16 protein-coding genes and 1 tRNA gene are annotated in these 15316 nt (G+C 70.5%); 11 read left to right on the top strand and 6 right to left on the bottom strand.

Annotated elements, in window-relative coordinates; all coding sequences use genetic code 11:
* Positions 1-85 precede the first annotated feature (85 nt).
* Positions 86-1345 (bottom strand): isochorismate synthase MenF, encoded by a 1260-nt coding sequence (locus tag J0I43_RS11805; protein WP_292863842.1) that lies wholly within the window; start codon positions 1343-1345, stop codon positions 86-88.
* 187 nt (positions 1346-1532) lie between these two features.
* Here J0I43_RS11805 and J0I43_RS11800 point away from each other — a divergent pair, with 187 nt between their 5' ends.
* The 5 genes from J0I43_RS11800 to J0I43_RS11780 all read left to right on the top strand — a co-directional run bounded on the left by J0I43_RS11800 (position 1533) and on the right by J0I43_RS11780 (position 6569).
* A complete protein-coding gene (locus tag J0I43_RS11800) occupies positions 1533-2108 on the top strand; it encodes a DUF402 domain-containing protein (protein WP_292863839.1) in 576 nt (191 codons plus the stop codon).
* A gap of 20 nt (positions 2109-2128) precedes the next feature.
* Positions 2129-2842: a demethylmenaquinone methyltransferase gene (locus J0I43_RS11795; RefSeq protein WP_292863836.1), complete on the top strand. Its 714-nt coding sequence runs from the start codon at positions 2129-2131 to the stop codon at positions 2840-2842.
* A gap of 62 nt (positions 2843-2904) precedes the next feature.
* Positions 2905-3978: a polyprenyl synthetase family protein gene (locus J0I43_RS11790; protein WP_292863833.1), complete on the top strand. Its 1074-nt coding sequence runs from the start codon at positions 2905-2907 to the stop codon at positions 3976-3978.
* A 61-nt stretch (positions 3979-4039) separates the two neighbouring features.
* Positions 4040-5413, top strand: coding sequence for an FAD-dependent oxidoreductase (locus J0I43_RS11785; protein WP_292863830.1), 1374 nt, complete (start codon positions 4040-4042; stop codon positions 5411-5413).
* 157 nt (positions 5414-5570) lie between these two features.
* Positions 5571-6569, top strand: a complete 999-nt coding sequence (locus tag J0I43_RS11780) for an alpha/beta fold hydrolase (RefSeq protein ID WP_292863827.1) — start codon at positions 5571-5573, stop codon at positions 6567-6569.
* Positions 6570-6591: 22 nt separating this feature from the next.
* On the opposite strand, the gene J0I43_RS11775 is transcribed toward J0I43_RS11780, so the two are convergent.
* Positions 6592-7467 (bottom strand): oxygenase MpaB family protein, encoded by an 876-nt coding sequence (locus J0I43_RS11775; RefSeq protein WP_292863825.1) that lies wholly within the window; start codon positions 7465-7467, stop codon positions 6592-6594.
* 63 nt (positions 7468-7530) lie between these two features.
* Here J0I43_RS11775 and J0I43_RS11770 point away from each other — a divergent pair, with 63 nt between their 5' ends.
* The 3 genes from J0I43_RS11770 (at position 7531) to J0I43_RS11760 (ending at position 11033) form a co-directional block, all read left to right on the top strand.
* Positions 7531-8160, top strand: a complete 630-nt coding sequence (locus J0I43_RS11770) for a TetR/AcrR family transcriptional regulator (protein ID WP_292863822.1) — start codon at positions 7531-7533, stop codon at positions 8158-8160.
* A 183-nt stretch (positions 8161-8343) separates the two neighbouring features.
* Positions 8344-10092, top strand: a complete 1749-nt coding sequence (locus J0I43_RS11765) for a long-chain fatty acid--CoA ligase (protein ID WP_292864445.1) — start codon at positions 8344-8346, stop codon at positions 10090-10092.
* Positions 10093-10157: 65 nt separating this feature from the next.
* Positions 10158-11033 carry a DUF1295 domain-containing protein gene (locus J0I43_RS11760; protein ID WP_292863819.1) on the top strand — a complete coding sequence of 292 codons (876 nt, stop codon included), beginning with the start codon at positions 10158-10160 and terminating at the stop codon, positions 11031-11033.
* An 18-nt stretch (positions 11034-11051) separates the two neighbouring features.
* Here J0I43_RS11760 and J0I43_RS11755 read toward each other — a convergent pair whose 3' ends face one another.
* Both J0I43_RS11755 and J0I43_RS11750 read right to left on the bottom strand, forming a co-directional pair.
* Positions 11052-11540, bottom strand: a complete 489-nt coding sequence (locus J0I43_RS11755; RefSeq protein ID WP_292863816.1) for a YajQ family cyclic di-GMP-binding protein — start codon at positions 11538-11540, stop codon at positions 11052-11054.
* A gap of 114 nt (positions 11541-11654) precedes the next feature.
* Positions 11655-12515, bottom strand: coding sequence for a GNAT family N-acetyltransferase (locus J0I43_RS11750; RefSeq protein WP_292864442.1), 861 nt, complete (start codon positions 12513-12515; stop codon positions 11655-11657).
* Positions 12516-12665: 150 nt separating this feature from the next.
* On the opposite strand from J0I43_RS11750, the gene J0I43_RS11745 reads away from it, so the two are divergent.
* Positions 12666-13124: a hypothetical protein gene (locus tag J0I43_RS11745; protein WP_292863813.1), complete on the top strand. Its 459-nt coding sequence runs from the start codon at positions 12666-12668 to the stop codon at positions 13122-13124.
* Here J0I43_RS11745 and J0I43_RS11740 read toward each other — a convergent pair.
* Positions 13087-13689, bottom strand: a complete 603-nt coding sequence (locus tag J0I43_RS11740; RefSeq protein ID WP_292863810.1) for a GNAT family N-acetyltransferase — start codon at positions 13687-13689, stop codon at positions 13087-13089. The two genes, J0I43_RS11745 and J0I43_RS11740, sit on opposite strands and share 38 nt — an antisense overlap.
* Before the next feature lie 152 nt (positions 13690-13841).
* Between J0I43_RS11740 and J0I43_RS11735 the strand changes: the two genes are divergently transcribed.
* Both J0I43_RS11735 and J0I43_RS11730 read left to right on the top strand, forming a co-directional pair.
* Positions 13842-14327, top strand: a complete 486-nt coding sequence (locus J0I43_RS11735) for an FBP domain-containing protein (RefSeq protein ID WP_292863807.1) — start codon at positions 13842-13844, stop codon at positions 14325-14327.
* Between the two features lie 108 nt (positions 14328-14435).
* Positions 14436-14517: transfer RNA gene (locus tag J0I43_RS11730), tRNA-Tyr, on the top strand.
* A gap of 58 nt (positions 14518-14575) precedes the next feature.
* On the opposite strand, the gene J0I43_RS11725 is transcribed toward J0I43_RS11730, so the two are convergent.
* Positions 14576-15151: a TetR/AcrR family transcriptional regulator gene (locus tag J0I43_RS11725; RefSeq protein WP_292863804.1), complete on the bottom strand. Its 576-nt coding sequence runs from the start codon at positions 15149-15151 to the stop codon at positions 14576-14578.
* Positions 15152-15316: the final 165 nt, after the last annotated feature.

Raw genomic sequence — 15316 nt, 5'->3', positions numbered from 1 at the left:
CGCGCAGCGCGGCGTCCCACTTCGGTGGTTGAGTAGCCGCGCGCAGCGCGGCGTATCGAAACCGGCCTCAGCCGACGGTCGACCCCTACGCGAGCGCGTCGACGATCGGGCGGAACTTCACGCGCGTCTCGAGCAGCTCCGCCTCGGGGTCGCTGCCGGCGACGATGCCCGCGCCCGCATGTGCTGTGAACGGGATGTCGGCACCCGCCGCCGCAGCGGTGAGGTCGAACTGCGCGCCGCGCAGCGCGATCGCCCACTCACCGTCGCCGTGCGCATCGATCCAGCCGACCGGCCCCGCGTAGCGGCCCCGGTCGAAGGGCTCGATGCGGGCGATCGCGGCGACCGCGGCATCCGTCGGAGTACCCGCGACGGCCGCGGTCGGGTGGAGGACGCCCAGCAGGTCGAGGGCCGACGTCTCGCCTGCGACGGTCGCCTCGACATCCGTCGCGAGGTGCCAGACGTTCGGGAGCGCCAGCGTGAAGGGCTGCTCGCTCGCGGCGAGCGCGCTCGTGAGCGGCGTGAGCGCGTCGACGAGACTGCGGACGGCGAAGCCGTGCTCGGTGAGGTCCTTGACGCTGGATGCCAGTGCTCCGGCGGCCTCGTGATCCGAGTCGGGATCGGCGCCGCGCGCGACGGTGCCCGCGAGAACGCGGGCCGTCACGGTGCCGCCTGCGACGGTGACGAGGGTCTCCGGGCTCGCGCCGATGAGGCCGTCGACGGCGTAGACCCACGTGTCGGGGTAGCCGGTTGCGAGCGAGCGCACGAGGCGGCGGAGGTCGGCCCCGGCGGGGACGGTGCCGACGAGGTCGCGCGCGAGGACGACCTTGCTGACCTCGCCGGCGGCGATCGCGTCGAGGCCGGCGCGGACGGCGGTCTGATAGCCCTCCGGGGTGAGGGCGCCGGGGCCGACCGCGGCCGACCAGTGCGGCCCGAAGGGTACCGCCTGCGGCTCGTCGGGCTCGGGTTCGCCCGTGTCGGGCAGGATCCACGTCGCCCATGTAAGCCCGTCGCGGTGCCCGATCGTGAGCTGCGGCACGGTGAGCGCGGCGGTCGCAGCGGAGCGGACGTCGAACGGCAGCGCGCCGAAAGCGACGAGACCCGTGCCCGGCGCGCCGACGTGGTCATCGACCTCGGCGACGGTGGCGAGCTCGCGCCAGCGCGCGGCGAGCTCCTCGGCATCCCTCGCCTCGATGTGGACGGCCGTGCCCACGCCGACGAGCCAGGCGCCGCGGCGCGCCCAGACGAGCGGGTTCGCGGGGTCGGCGTACTCCAGCAGGTCGCCGAGGGGGGCGATCGCACGGGTCACGACGCGCAGCCGGACGGGGCTGCGGGTCGGGGTGCTCACACGCTCCAGCCTAATCCGGCCCGCTCGTCCGCCGCCTCCCACTCGGAGCGGGTGCGGTTGCCACTCCCTCCGCGTTCACAATTCAGTCTCCGCGACGCGCGCGGCGCCCGTCGCCCCCGCAATCCCGGGGCCCGCCCGCTGGCAGATGCTCGTCCGGACTGAATACCGAACGCGTAGGCTCACGGACATGAGCACCGCCGCCCCGTCCGGGCACCCGGCGCACTCCGGGCGCCCCGAGCCGGGCACGCGCGTGCCGTTCCGCTGGCGCAAATGGGACGGCTCACCGCACTGGGTCCACGACTGCGTCTACCTCGGCAGCGATCGGTGGGGCGACTGGGTCGGGCAGCGCGGTGGCTGGCACAGCGAGCGGCCGGGGCTCGCCTTCGACGCCGAGGGCGACAACGTGACCCTCGTCCCGCCGTCGGGAGACTACGCGGCGACGTTCAACGCGACCCATCCGCGCCTCGCGATCTACATCGACATCGCGTGGGACGTGCACTGGGAGTCCGGGGCGCCGGTCGGCATCGACATGGACCTCGACGTCGTCCGTGCGCGGGACGGCCGGGGGATCTGGATCGACGACCGCGACGAGTGGGACGAGCATCGCGTCGCGTACGGCTATCCGCCGGGCGTCGTTGCGAGACTCGAGCAGGTCGCAACGGACCTCGAGCGCGAGGTCACGCAGGAGGCGGTGCCGTTCGATGGCCCGACCGCGGCGCACTGGCTGTCGGAGCTCGACCGCCTCGCCCCTGCGCACCGCTGACCCTCGCATAGGATCGAACGGTGACTGAGCACCGCGCAGACCTCGGCAAGGATCCCTCGCGGGTCAGCGGCATGTTCGACGAGGTCGCCGCGGGCTACGACCGCACCAACACGGTGCTGAGCCTCGGGCAGGACAAGCTGTGGCGCATCGCGACGACGCGCGCCGTCGCGCCCAAGCCCGGTCAGCGCATCCTGGACCTCGCCGCCGGCACCGGCGCGAGCTCCGTCGCGCTCGCGCGCTCGGGTGCGGAGGTGACGGCCGGTGACTTCTCGCCCGGCATGATCGCCGAAGGCCGGCGCCGACACGGACACGTCCCCAACGTGACCTTCGTGCAGGCGGATGCCATGGCCCTGCCCTTCGCGGACGACAGCTTCGACACCGTCACGATCTCGTTCGGGCTCCGCAACGTCAACGACCCGCAGCTGGCCCTGCGTGAGATGCTGCGCGTCACCGCCCCCGGCGGGCGCCTCGTCGTGTGCGAGTTCTCGCACCCGCAGAGCGCCGCGTTCGCCGGGCTGTACGGCTTCTACAACGACCGCGTGCTGCCGATCGTGGCGAAGACCGTCTCGAGCAACGCCGACGCCTACGACTACCTCAACGAGTCGATCCGCGACTGGCCCGATCAGGTGGCGCTGTCGAGCCGGATTCGGGATGCCGGGTGGACGCAGGTCGCGCACCGCGACCTGACGTTCGGGATCGTCGCGCTCCACCGCGCCACCAAGCCGCACGCCTGACGCGCGGCGCTGCCACCAAGCCGCACGCCTGACCGGCAACCACCCCGGGTAGGCTGGACGGCGTGACTGCGAGCCTTCCCGCCGGTGCCCATGCTCCGGGCGAGCGCCTGTCTGCCCAGCTGGGCCTGACCGAGCGCGTCCTCGCCGGCCCTCGCCTGCGGAAGCTCCTGGGCGTCGTCGAAGCCGGCCTCGATGAGGTCGAGCAGTCTCTCGCGCGCGAGCTGAAGGTCACCGACGCGCTGGCGGATGCCACGACCCGCTACCTCTACGAGGCCGGCGGCAAGCGCGTGCGCCCGATGCTCACGGTCCTCACGGCGCAGCTCGGCACGGGCACGACGGAGCACGTCATCGCGGGGGCCACGGCGCTCGAGATGACCCATCTCGGATCGCTCTATCACGACGACGTCATGGACGGCGCGGACGTGCGCCGCGGTGTCCCGAGCGCGCACGCCGTCTGGGGCAACAACGTCGCGATCCTCACCGGCGACCTCCTCTTCTCGCGCGCGAGCCAGCTCATGGCGCAGATCGGCGAGCGGGCGATCCGGCTGCAGGCCGACACGTTCGAGCGCCTCGTGCTCGGCCAGATGCACGAGACGGTCGGGCCGCAGGCGGGCGACGACCCGGTCGATTTCTACCTGCAGGTACTCTCCGACAAGACGGGTTCGCTCATCGCGGCATCCGCTCAGGCGGGCGTGCTCTTCTCCGACGCGCCCGAAGAGTACGTGCAGCCGGTCCTCGACTACGGCGAGAGGGTCGGCGTCGCCTTCCAGCTGCTCGACGACGTGATCGATCTGTCGGCGGACGCCGAGGCCACCGGCAAGGTGCCCGGAACCGACCTGCGCGCGGGTGTTCCGACGATGCCGTCGCTGCTGCTCGCGCGGGCATCCGACCCGGCATCCCGCGCCCTCAAGGCCACGATCGACGACGGCGTGCTGCGCATCGCCGATGGTGCCGATCCCGCGATCCTGGACGACGCGATCGCACGGCTGCGCGACCACCCGGCGACGGCGGAGACGCGCCGGCAGGCGTACGCGTGGGCGGATGCCGCGGTCGCGGCCCTCGACCCGCTCCCGGCGGGGGCGGTGCGCGACGCGCTCGTGAAGCTCTCGCACGTCATCGTCGACCGCTCCAGCTGACGCGCAACGACTCGGGCCGCTCGGCCCCGCCCCACGACCGGACGAACACGAAGGAACACCCATGACCAAGCTCAGGCTGGCCATCGTCGGCGCGGGTCCTGCCGGCATCTACGCCGCGGACATCCTGCTGAAGGCGGAGCGCAAGTTCGACGTGTCGATCGACCTGTTCGACCACCTGCCCGCGCCGTACGGACTCGTGCGCTACGGCGTCGCGCCCGATCACCCGCGCATCAAGGGCATCATCACGGCCCTGCGCGATGTGCTCGACCGCGGCGACATCCGCATCTTCGGGAACGTCCGGTTCGGCGAGGACATCACGCTCGACGACCTCAAGCAGCACTACAACGCCGTCATCTTCGCGACGGGCGCGATCCGCGATGCGGCGCTCGACATCCCCGGCATCGACGCCGTCGGCTCCTACGGCGCCGCCGACTTCGTCAGCTGGTACGACGGTCACCCCGACTTCCCGCGCGAGTGGCCGCTGGATGCCGCGTCCGTCGGCGTCGTCGGGGTCGGCAACGTCGCCCTCGACGTGGCGCGCATCCTCGCCAAGCACGCGGAGGACCTCGTGCCGACCGAGATCCCCGCGAACGTGCAGGCGGGGCTCGAGGCATCCCCCATCACCGACGTGCACGTGTTCGGGCGCCGCGGCCCCGCGCAGGTGAAGTTCACGCCGCTGGAGCTGCGCGAGCTCGGCGAGCTGCGCGATGTCGACATGGTCGTCTACGACGAGGACTTCGACTACGACGAAGCGTCGAAGGCCGCCATCGCCTCCAACAAGCAGGTCATGGTGATCGACCGTGTGCTGCAGTCGTGGCGCACGCGCGACTCGGTCAACAACGCGGGCGGCTCGGCATCGCGCCGGCTGCATCTGCACTTCTGGGCGAAGCCCGTGGAGGTGCGCACCGACGACAGCGGACGTGTCGCGGCGCTCGTCTACGAACGCACCCGACCCGACGGAGAGGGCGGCGTGGAGGGCACGGGCGAGCTGCGCGAGATCCCGATGCAGCAGCTGTATCGCGCGGTCGGCTACTTCGGCTCGCCGCTGCCGGGCGTGCCGTTCGACAAGAAGCACGGCGTGATCCCCAATCATGAGGGCCAGGTCCTGCGCAAGGAATCGAACGAGCGCGTGCCGGGCGTGTACGCGACCGGCTGGATCAAGCGCGGCCCCGTCGGTCTGATCGGGCACACGAAGTCGGATGCCATGGAGACGGTCAGCCATCTGATCAACGACCAGGGTTCGTGGTGGCAGCCGGCCGATCCGTCGCCCGAAGCGATCCCGGCCCTCCTCGCGGAGCGCGGCGTGGTCTGGACCGACCTCGACGGCTGGCACCGCCTCGACGAACACGAGATCGGCCTCGGCGAGCCCGCCGGACGCGCGCGCATCAAGGTCGTCGATCGTGACGAGATGGTGCGGGTCTCGCGGGGCGAGTGAGTCCCCGTCGGCTTGCGTTCGGGAGGAGATCCGCATTCGGGAGGACTCCTGAGCGGCATCCGCCCTCCTGAGTGCAGAAAGCCGCCCGAACGGCGGGGTTGTCGCGGTGACACCCTCGGGGCCCCGGGGCGCCGGGGCGGCTGGTTAGGCTGACGGCATGGCCGACGCGCAGAAGTGGGCGCCCGACATCCTGGGTGCGCCCTTCGAACGGCTCACGCTGCCGCTCGGGACGGATGCCGAGGGCGACGTCGTCGCGACGCTCGTGCGGTCGCGCCCACGCGGCGCGGTCCTCGCGCCGCTCGCCGACGTCGACGTGCTCTACGTGCACGGCTGGTCGGACTACTTCTTCCAGAAAGACCTCGCCCGCTTCTGGAACCGGCTCGGTGCGCGGTTCTACGCCCTCGACCTGCGCAAGTACGGTCGGAGTCTGCGGCCCGGACAGACGCCGGGCTACATCACGGACCTCGACGACTACGACGCCGACATCGCGGCGGCGCTCGCCGCGATGCGCGCGCGCTCACCCCGGCGTCTGCACGGGCGCACGCGTCGCCTCGTGATGCTGGGGCATTCGACGGGCGGGCTGACCCTCAGCCTGTGGGCCGCGCGTCATCCGGGCGAAGCGGCGGCGGTCGTGCTGAACAGCCCGTGGCTCGAGCTGCAGACCGGGGCCATCGGCCGGCAGGCGATCGCACCGCTCGTCGCGGCACGGGCGCGGTTCGACCCCCTCGGCACGCACCCGGTCGTCGACCTCGGGTTCTACACGCGTGCGCAGCGCGAGCTCGGCACCCTCCCGGACAGCCCCGAAGGGTGGCGCCCCGAACGCGGCTTTCCGACGCATCCGGGGTGGCTCTTCGCGGTGATGGCCGGTCACCGGGCGATCGCCGCCGGGGTCGACATCGACGCGCCCGTGCTCACTCTGCTCTCGACGGGCTACAGCTCACCGCTGCAGTGGACGCCGGCGATGACCACGACGGACAGCGTGCTGGTCGTCGATGACATCGCACGCGCGGCGACGCGGCTGGGCCGGCGCGTCGGCATCCAGCGGATCCCCGACGCGGTCCACGACGTCTTCCTCTCGGGCAGCGCCGCCCGGGCGGACGCCTACGCCGCGCTCGAGGCCTGGCTGCTGGACGGTGCCCTGCCGCGCGCGATCTGAGTCGCGTCACCGGCTCGATGCCTCACGGGGTCCGCGCGCGCGTCCCTTCGCCCCGTAGGCGCCGGTACGGGTGGTCCTGCACACGCGTCGTGGCGTCGGCGATGAGCGCGGCACCCGGCTTCGACCTGCGCGCGAGCGACATGAGCCAAGCGGTCGTGCGGCCGGCCGAGCGCAGGTTCATCGGCCGCCCGTCGATGCCGTAGAGCAGGCGTGCCCAATCGGGAAGGATGCCGAGGACTCCGTCCTGCACGATGATCGTCGTCCAGACGGTGATGGGGTTGCCGCGGAACACCGGCTTGCGCAGGCCGCGCGTGACCTCTGCGGCCTCGACGCCGAGGGCGAGCCACGACGTCTGCGCGTCGATGTACGCCTCGAGGTCCGCCCAGGTGCGGGGGAGGAGCGTCTCGTCCTCGATGCCGATGAGCCGACCCGCGACGAGCTGCTCGACGACGAACTGCTCGACCTCGGCATCCGTCAGGGGCACGCCGAACTCGCGGCTCGCGCGCACGAGGGCGTAGACGAACGTGTTGTGCGTCCACGCGAGCCACTGCGGATTGTCGGCCGCGAGCACCTCGCCCGTGTTCGGGTCGGTCCAGCGTGCATGCGCGTGCATGCGGCGCACGATCTCGCTCGCCTTGTCGGCGTGCGCTTTGTCGCCGAAGACGACCGTCTCGAAGTAGCGCCCTGTGCGCTCATCGCGCCCCGCGGCATCCTCGTGCGAGACGGTCGTGTTGTAGAACACGCGCATCATGAACGGGTTCAGCGCCTGCAGCAGCAGCGCGGCCATGCCGCCGAGCTTGGATGCCGGGTCGGCGAAGACGCGCCACGAGACGCTGTCCGGGGAGAAGTAGCCGTCGTGGGTCGTCGTCGACGCCACCGGCAGGTCGGTCGTGCTCATGAGTACTCCAAAAAGAGGGACAGGGTACAAGTTTGGACTCACTCTAAGTTGTACCATTGTCGCATGGCAGAGGAAGGACTGCGCGAGCGCAAGAAGCGTCAGACCGAGAACGCCATCGAGCTGGCGGCCGTGCGGATCGCTCTGCGCGATGGATTCGCGGCGGCGACGGTGCGCGACATCTGCGCGCTCGCCGAGGTCTCCCGCGCGACGTTCTTCAACTACATGCCGACGCGGGAGGCCGCCATCTTCGGCAAGCCGATCGAACTCATCGATGCGGATGCCGCGGATCAGGCGCTCGCCGAGGCATCCACGACGGACGCCGTCAGTGCCGTCTACGTTCTGCTTCTCGCCTCAGTCGGGCACACGCAGATGAACCCGGCGGTCGCGCGCGGGCGCGCCCGGCTCGCGATGGAGCAGCCCGGTGCGCTCGAGCTGATCAAGAACCAGTACGCGCGCATCAGCACTCAGCTCACTGCCTACTTATGCGGCTGGCTGTCGGCGCGCCCCGAGTGCCGACGGCTGCCCGAGGTGAGCGCGATCGAGGAGGCGTCGCTCGCCGTCGGTGTCGGCATGACGGCGATGGGCGCCGTCTTCGCCGTGCAGGAGGATGCCGAGGCCGACGTCGACCTGTCGGCCTCCGTCTTCCGCGCTCAGCTCGACGCAATGAGTCGGCTCGCGACACCGGGGGACTGACGAGGTCGCAGGGGCGGATGCGGGAGGCATGCATACCGCGTCGGGGTGGCCGTCGGCAACCCTCCGTCACCGCGGAAGCGCTCGTGGCACACTTCTGAGGCGGACATCCGATCCGATCGGGCCACGGCTCCGAACAGATGGCAGCCACGCCCGATCCGAAGGAGAGCTCTGCCCGTGAGAGAGATGTCGACGCCCCCGCTCGCCGACCTGTCGGAGTACCGCAACGTCACGGATCTCCTGATGCGGCGCATCCAGGAGGCCCCCGACCACCCCGCCTTCGACGTGCGTGAGGGCGGGCAGTGGCATCCCGTGTCGACGGCGGCGTTCGGCGCGAAGGTGCGCGCGGTCGCCAAGGGACTCGTCGCCGATGGCCTGCGGCGCGGTGACGCGGTCGCGATCATGGCGTCGACGCGGTACGAATGGGCCGTCGCAGACCTCGCCATCTGGTTCGCAGGCGGCGTCGTCGTCCCGGTGTACGACTCTTCGGCCCCCGGTCAGGTCGCGACGATCGTCGCGGATGCGGACGTGCGGGTGGCGTTCTCCGGAGACGAGAGTTCGCGCGCGGCGCTGGATGCCGCAGGCGTCCCCGCCGTGATCTCCCTCGCCGACGGGCTGGCCGGCCTCGCGGAGCGCGGCGTCGACGTCGAGGATGCCGCGCTGGAGAGCGCTCGCACGCACGCCGGGCCGGCCTCTCCGGCGACGATCGTCTACACGTCGGGAACGAGCGGCACGCCCAAGGGCGTCGTGCTCAGCCACGAGAACTTCCTCGGCCAGGTGCTCAATGTCGCCGCCGCCTACGCGGACATCGTGCGCCCCGACGGCAGCACGGTCATCTTCCTTCCTCTCGCGCACGTCCTCGCCCGCGGTCTGCAGTTGATCTGTCTCGCCGGCGGCATGCGGATCGCGCACCTCTCGGAGCCTTCGGAGGTCGTCGCGTCGCTCGCCGACCTGCAGCCCACCTTCCTCGTGGTCGTGCCCCGCGTCCTGGAGAAGATCGCCGCGGCAGCCGAGGCGAAGGCGACCGAGAAGCGGCTCGGGCGGGTGTGGGCGGCCGCGGTGAGCACCGCGATCGAGGCGGCCCGACGCGCGGAGCGGATCGACGATGGTGAGGCCGCGGCATCCTCGTGGAGCCTGCCGCTGCGCCGCCGGGTCTTCGACGCCCTCTTCTACCGGCGGATCCGCGCGCTCATGGGCGGGAGGATCGGCTACGTCCTCTCAGGCGGGGCAAGCTTGCCGCCGCGGCTGTCGCTGCTGTTCCGCGGCATGGGCGTCCCCGTGATCGAAGGCTACGGGCTCACGGAGACCACCGCGCCCCTCACCGGCAACCTGCCCGGGCGCATCCGATCGGGGACGGTCGGCGTCCCGCTCCCCGGCTCCACGGTGCGGATCTCCGAGGACGGAGAGGTCCTCGCGAAAGGTGTCGGGGTGTTCGCCGGCTACCGCGATCCGGACGACGATCGGGAGGCGTTCGTCGACGGCTTCTTCCGCACCGGCGACCTCGGCAGGCTCGACGATCGCGGCCGGCTGGTGCTCGAGGGTCGCGTGAAGGATGTCGTGACGACCTCCGGGGGGAAGACCGTCGCCCCCGCCCGGTGGGAGGCGGCGATGGAGGAGCACCGCTTCGTCGCGTCGGCGGTCACCGTGGGGGAGGGAAGGCCCTACCTCGCCGCTCTCCTCATCGTCGATCGTGAGGCCGTCACCGCCGCGCGCGACGGTCGCGATGTCACCGTCGATGACGCCGAGCTGCGCGCGGACATCGAGCGCGCGGTCGATGCGGCCAACGCGCTCGTCGCGCGCAGCGAGCAGGTGCGTCGTTTCGCGCTCGTCTTCGCGGATGCCGAGGACCGCGAGATCGTGACGCCGACACTCAAGATCCGCCGACGTGAACTGCTCCACCGCGAGGCGGGCACGATCGACGCGCTCTATCTCTGACGCCCGTTCCCCGACCCCGTCCGTCCCCGACCCATCCACTCCGCTCGTCACCCGAGGAGATCCCCATGTCACAGCGCCCCGGCGCCATCATCATCACGATCGTCGTCGCGCTCGGCATCGGAGCCGGGCTCGCCGTCGCGGGCGGGAGTGCCGGGCAGCGGCTCGGCGACATCCCGCTGTTCGCCGTCGCCGTTGTCGCCGCCTTCGCGATCCAGATCATCGCCTACATCCCGGCGGTGCTGCTGCGCACCGAGAAGTTCTTCGACCTCACCGGCGGGCTCACCTTCGCCCTCGTCGCGGGGGGACTGCTCGTCGCCGTCGCTCCGGCCGGAGCGCGAGCCTGGGTGCTCGTCGCGATGATCGTCGTCTGGGGAGTCCGGCTGTCCGTGTTCCTCGCCGTGCGCGTGCGCGCGCAGGGCTCGGACGGACGATTCGACGAGATCAAGACGAACCCGCTCGCGTTCTTGCGGGTGTGGGTCATCCAGGGTCTCTGGGTCGCGGTGACCTCGTCCGCCGCATGGGTCGGGATCACCGCGATCGACGGATCGGGCTTCGACGCCTGGGTCGCCGTCGGTGGCGCGGTGTGGCTGGTGGGTCTCGTGATCGAGATCGTCGCCGACGCGCAGAAGGCGGCGTTCCGCCGCGACCCGTCCAACGAGGGCCGGTTCATCACCTCGGGGGTCTGGGCCTGGTCTCGGCATCCGAATTACTTCGGCGAGATCCTCGTCTGGATCGGTGTCGCGATCGTCGCGCTCCCCGTCGCCCAGGGATGGCAGTGGGTCACGGTCGTCTCGCCGGTGTTCGTCGTGCTGCTGCTCACGCGTGTCAGCGGCATACCGCTTCTGGAGAAGCGCGCCGACGCGCGCTGGGGCGACGAGCCCGCGTACCGCGAGTACAAGACGCGCACGCCGGTTCTCGTGCCCGGTCTCGGCCGGGGGTGAGGGCTGCCGACCGCGGCCTCAGCGGTAGTTGACGAACTGGAGGTCGACGTCGAGGTCGGCGGCCTTGAGCAGTCGCTGGATCTCCTGCAGGTCGTCACGCGACTTCGACTGCACCCGCAGCTCGTCGCCCTGGATCTGCGACTTGACCGACTTCGGTCCCTCGTCGCGGATCATCTTGGAGATCTTCTTCGCGTCCTCTGACGAGATCCCCTCCTTGAGCGTCGAGGTGATGCGGTACTCCTTGCCGGATGCCTGCGCGTCGCCTGAGTCGAGCGACTTCAGCGAGATGCCGCGCTTGATGAGCTTCGACTGGAAGACGTCCAGCACGGCCTTCGCGCGCTCCTCGCTGTTCGCCTTGATGAGGATCGACTCACCCGACCAGTCGATCGAGGCATCCGTGCCCTTGAAGTCGTAGCGCTGCTCGACCTCCTTGCGCGCCTGGTTGAGGGCGTTGTCCGCCTCTTGGCGGTCGATCTTGGAGACGATGTCGAATGAGCTGTCAGCCATGGCGACAAATCTACCCCGGCCCAACCGTCCGCCCGCGAGAACGCACAACAGCACGCGTTGGAGCCGTCGGGCGGTGCTATCGTGCGTTCTCGCGTTGCACCCGCGGGCACCCGCTCACGTCCGGAACGGAGCAGCTCGCTGCGCGGGAATCTCCAGAAGATGGAACCAGCGCCCAGTTGGCGAGAGGCGGGTCCAGACGGGCAGGAAATGCGGGTCGCTCACATGTCCGTCGAACTCGGCTTCGGTGATCCCGCGCCCCGCGAGCACATCGAGCGAGCGGCGAACGCACCCTTCGACGAGTCGTTCGCCATCGGGCGTGCTCGCTGCGGCGGTCTCGGCGGTGACGACGGGTCGGGAGGAATCCCGATAGACGAGACAATTGGCGACGATGCGGTCGCGCACAATGGCGACCGAGGATGCCTCGACGTCGAGTTCATCGATCAAGTCCGCATTGAGGGCATCAGCGAAGCCAGGACCGACGGGACTCCAGGCGGCGTGCGTCCAGGCGTACACCTCGGCGTTGTGCGCGGCGAGCTCGCCCCACGAACGCTCCGCGGCGCTGGCCACCGAGGGATGCGGTGAAAGCAACGTGCGGTGCGCGACGGCGACCGCGGAAGGCGGAACTACCTGGATCGTGTGGGCGCCCAGCGCACGCGCGAACGCCACGTGGTCGTCACCGACATACCCGCGAGCCATGAAACCCAGGTCGCGTGCGCGCCGTGTTCTGAGGTGGTCGAACACGGCGCGTCCGACTCCGCGGCGCCGGTGCCCCGGTGCCACCGCGATCTCGCACCAATACCTGTCGCCGTGCACGCGCGTGGTCCACATGATCCCGGCCGCGATCGTTGCGCCGGACTCGGTCGCGATCACCGATCTCGTGTCGTTGTCACGCCAGCGGTCGGCGCGCAACGGGATCTCGCGCATCCAGTCGGCTGCGGAGTCGATGTCGGTTTGGGTGAGCGCCGCGAACTCCACGCCTTCCAACCTGCCACACTCGCTGGCTACGCTTCGTAGGTGACCGGTCGATTTGTCTACCACCGTGTCGTAGATCTACTGCCCGGCACGACGGCTCTTCTGTCGGCCTCGGCGCTCCGCGACATCGATGATCGTGCATACCGGAGTGCTATGAGAAAGTACGACGATACGCCCGAGCGCCGCCGGCTCGCGACGACGCGGATACCGTTGATCGATCGCGCGTGGACTGAGGTCGTCTTCCTCTCGCCCGTTCATCCGCGCGCGATCTGGCAAACCTGGCTCGACGTGTCGGGCTCTCCGCTTCCGCGTGCTGAATTCTGGGAGATCCCGGTCGAGCTGCTCCCGGACGATGCCGTAATTCTCGACCGAACCGTAAGCGCGGTTGGCGATCCGATCGACCTGGCAGAGCTGGTGCGGTTCGACGCCGAGCGCTTCCGCACCGCACTGCAGACGACCGCCGCCAATCGTGCGTGGCTGGCGAAGCTGGCCGCGGGAGGGCTCCGGGGGGCGTATTTCCACGGCATCCCGCATGTGCTCACTGCAGGGCCGGTCCCGCTCAAGGGCGCGCGACTCATCTCCTGGGATGCCGCGCCGCCAGTATCCCGTTAGTGGGCTCCCCCGCGGGCGGCCAACCGGGCTTCTCAGACCGGTCGTCGGCGCGCAGCAGCTCGCCCGTCCAGGCGAGGATCGGGCTGCCGTCACGGTTGGGGAGGAGTCCCGTCTGCGCTCCCGTGAAGCGGAAGCCGGTCTTCGCGGCGACGCGCATCGACGCGACGTTGCCGAGGGTGCACTCCCAGCGCACACGGTCGAGGTCGGTGCGCGCGAACACCGCATCGATGACCGCGCTGAGCGCTTCGGGCAGGATGCCGCGGCCACGGAACTCCGCCCCGAGCCAGTACCCGACCATCCCGCCGCGCATGCGTACGCCGATGACGCCGAGGAGCGGCGCCGCACCGCGTTCGCGGATCGCCCACGTCCACTCGGAGTCATCCGCCCAGCCGTCCGGCACATATCCGTCGACGAACCCGACGGCGTCTTCGCGGCGGTAGGGCCAGGGCGTCAGCATGAAGCGCTCGAACACGGGGTCCGTGCAGTAGCGCGCGATCGCGTCGACGTCGGCATCCCTCGGCTGATCCAACGTGAGGCGAGCGGTCTCGAGGGCGAAGGGCGACATCCCCCGATCGTAGGCGGCGCCGCCCGCGAGAACGCACGACAGCACGCGTCGGGGCGGCTGGGCGGTGCTATCGCGCGTTCTCGCGTCGCCCCGGATGCCACCGCGCGGGACGACACAGCGCCCGCGTGCCGCCGCGCTCCTAGACTGGTCGGATGCAGGCGCTGACCGAAGACCAGGTCCGCGCGGCGCTCGTCAATGCGTCGCCCGAGGAGCGCGACCGGCTCTCCGTGCCGATGTCGTTCGTGCTCGCCGACTGGGACCACCTCGACTTCTTCGCGTGGCCCGACCCCGATAATCGCGGTCGCGGGTACGTCGTCGTGGAGCGCGCGGGTGTGCCGACGGGCGTCGTGCTGCGTGCGGCATCCGGCGCCCGGCCGCGGGCCGCGATCTGCAACCTCTGCCACACGATGCAGCCCGGCAACCAGGTGGCCCTGTTCACTGCGCGGCGTGCCGGCGACGCGGGGGAACGGGGCGACAGCGTCGGCACGTATGTGTGCGCAGACCTCGGATGCCACGAGAACGTGCGGCTTGCGGCGCCGCTCGCCCCGAGTGAGATGCGCGCGAGCGTCGACCGCCGCATCGACGGCACGCGTCGCCGTGTCGAGGCCTTCGTCGAGCGGGTCGTCGCCCCGGAATAGGGGGTCGCCGCGCCCGCGCGCCTCGGTGATTTTTCGAGCGGCGCGCGTCGGGCTAAGATAGGTGATCGCGCCTCCGCTCGACTGAACAAGCCGGTCGGGTGCGCACTTGGCGAGTTACCCAAGCGGCCAAAGGGATCTGACTGTAAATCAGCCGTCTTCGACTTCGGGGGTTCGAATCCCTCACTCGCCACGTTGTGATGATGGGCCCGGCTCGATGAGAGCGGGGCCCATTTTCGTTCGAGTATGAGTCAGGTCGCGGATGCTGCGGACCCCGCGAGTGCGAGTGCCTGCGCGCGAACGGCAGAGCGTCGCGCGGCGGTGCTCTCTGCGCCCACGATGAGTGCCGCGAGGTGCGGCAGACACCTGTCGACCGTGGCGATGGCCACGATTGAGAGCACCAGTTGTGCGGCATCCAGCTCAGTCATGGGAACCGCGTCTGCGAGCGCCGTGACGATCGCACGACAGCCGGCCGCTCGTGTCGCGGCTGAGACCGGGCGATCGAGCTCCAGACTCTCCCAGGCAAGCAGCCGCGCGAGGTGCGGGCGCTCGACGGTGCGATCGAAGAGGGCGGAGGCGAACGCGGCCGCAGCCTCGGGCCCCCGCCCGTCCAGCGTCACGCCGCTCAGGAGGCCTTCGACCTCGGATTCGAGGACGGCGTCGAACAGGCCGGCCTTATCGCCGAAGTACTGATAGATCCTCTCCTTGTTGACGCCCGCGCGGCGTCCGATGACATCGACACGCGCCCCAGAAAATCCGTGCGCGGCGAACTGCTCGATGGCCGCGTCGAGGAGGCGACGACGAGTCATCTCGGTACTCCAAGCCATCCGAACAGGTTACCCCAACCGAACAGTTGGATTTGCTGATATCGTCATCCCCAACTGAGTGGTTGGAGATTCTTGTGAAGATTCTGGTGGTGGGGGCAAGAGGTGCCGTGGGGGCGGCGGTCACTGCCGAGGTGCGTGACCTCGGGCACGATCCGATTCAGGTCG

It is taken from the genome of Microbacterium sp. (genome assembly GCF_017305435.1).
In the GTDB taxonomy this organism is placed as follows: Bacteria; Actinomycetota; Actinomycetes; order Actinomycetales; family Microbacteriaceae; genus Microbacterium.
This window is presented reverse-complemented; position numbering and strand designations above follow the sequence as displayed.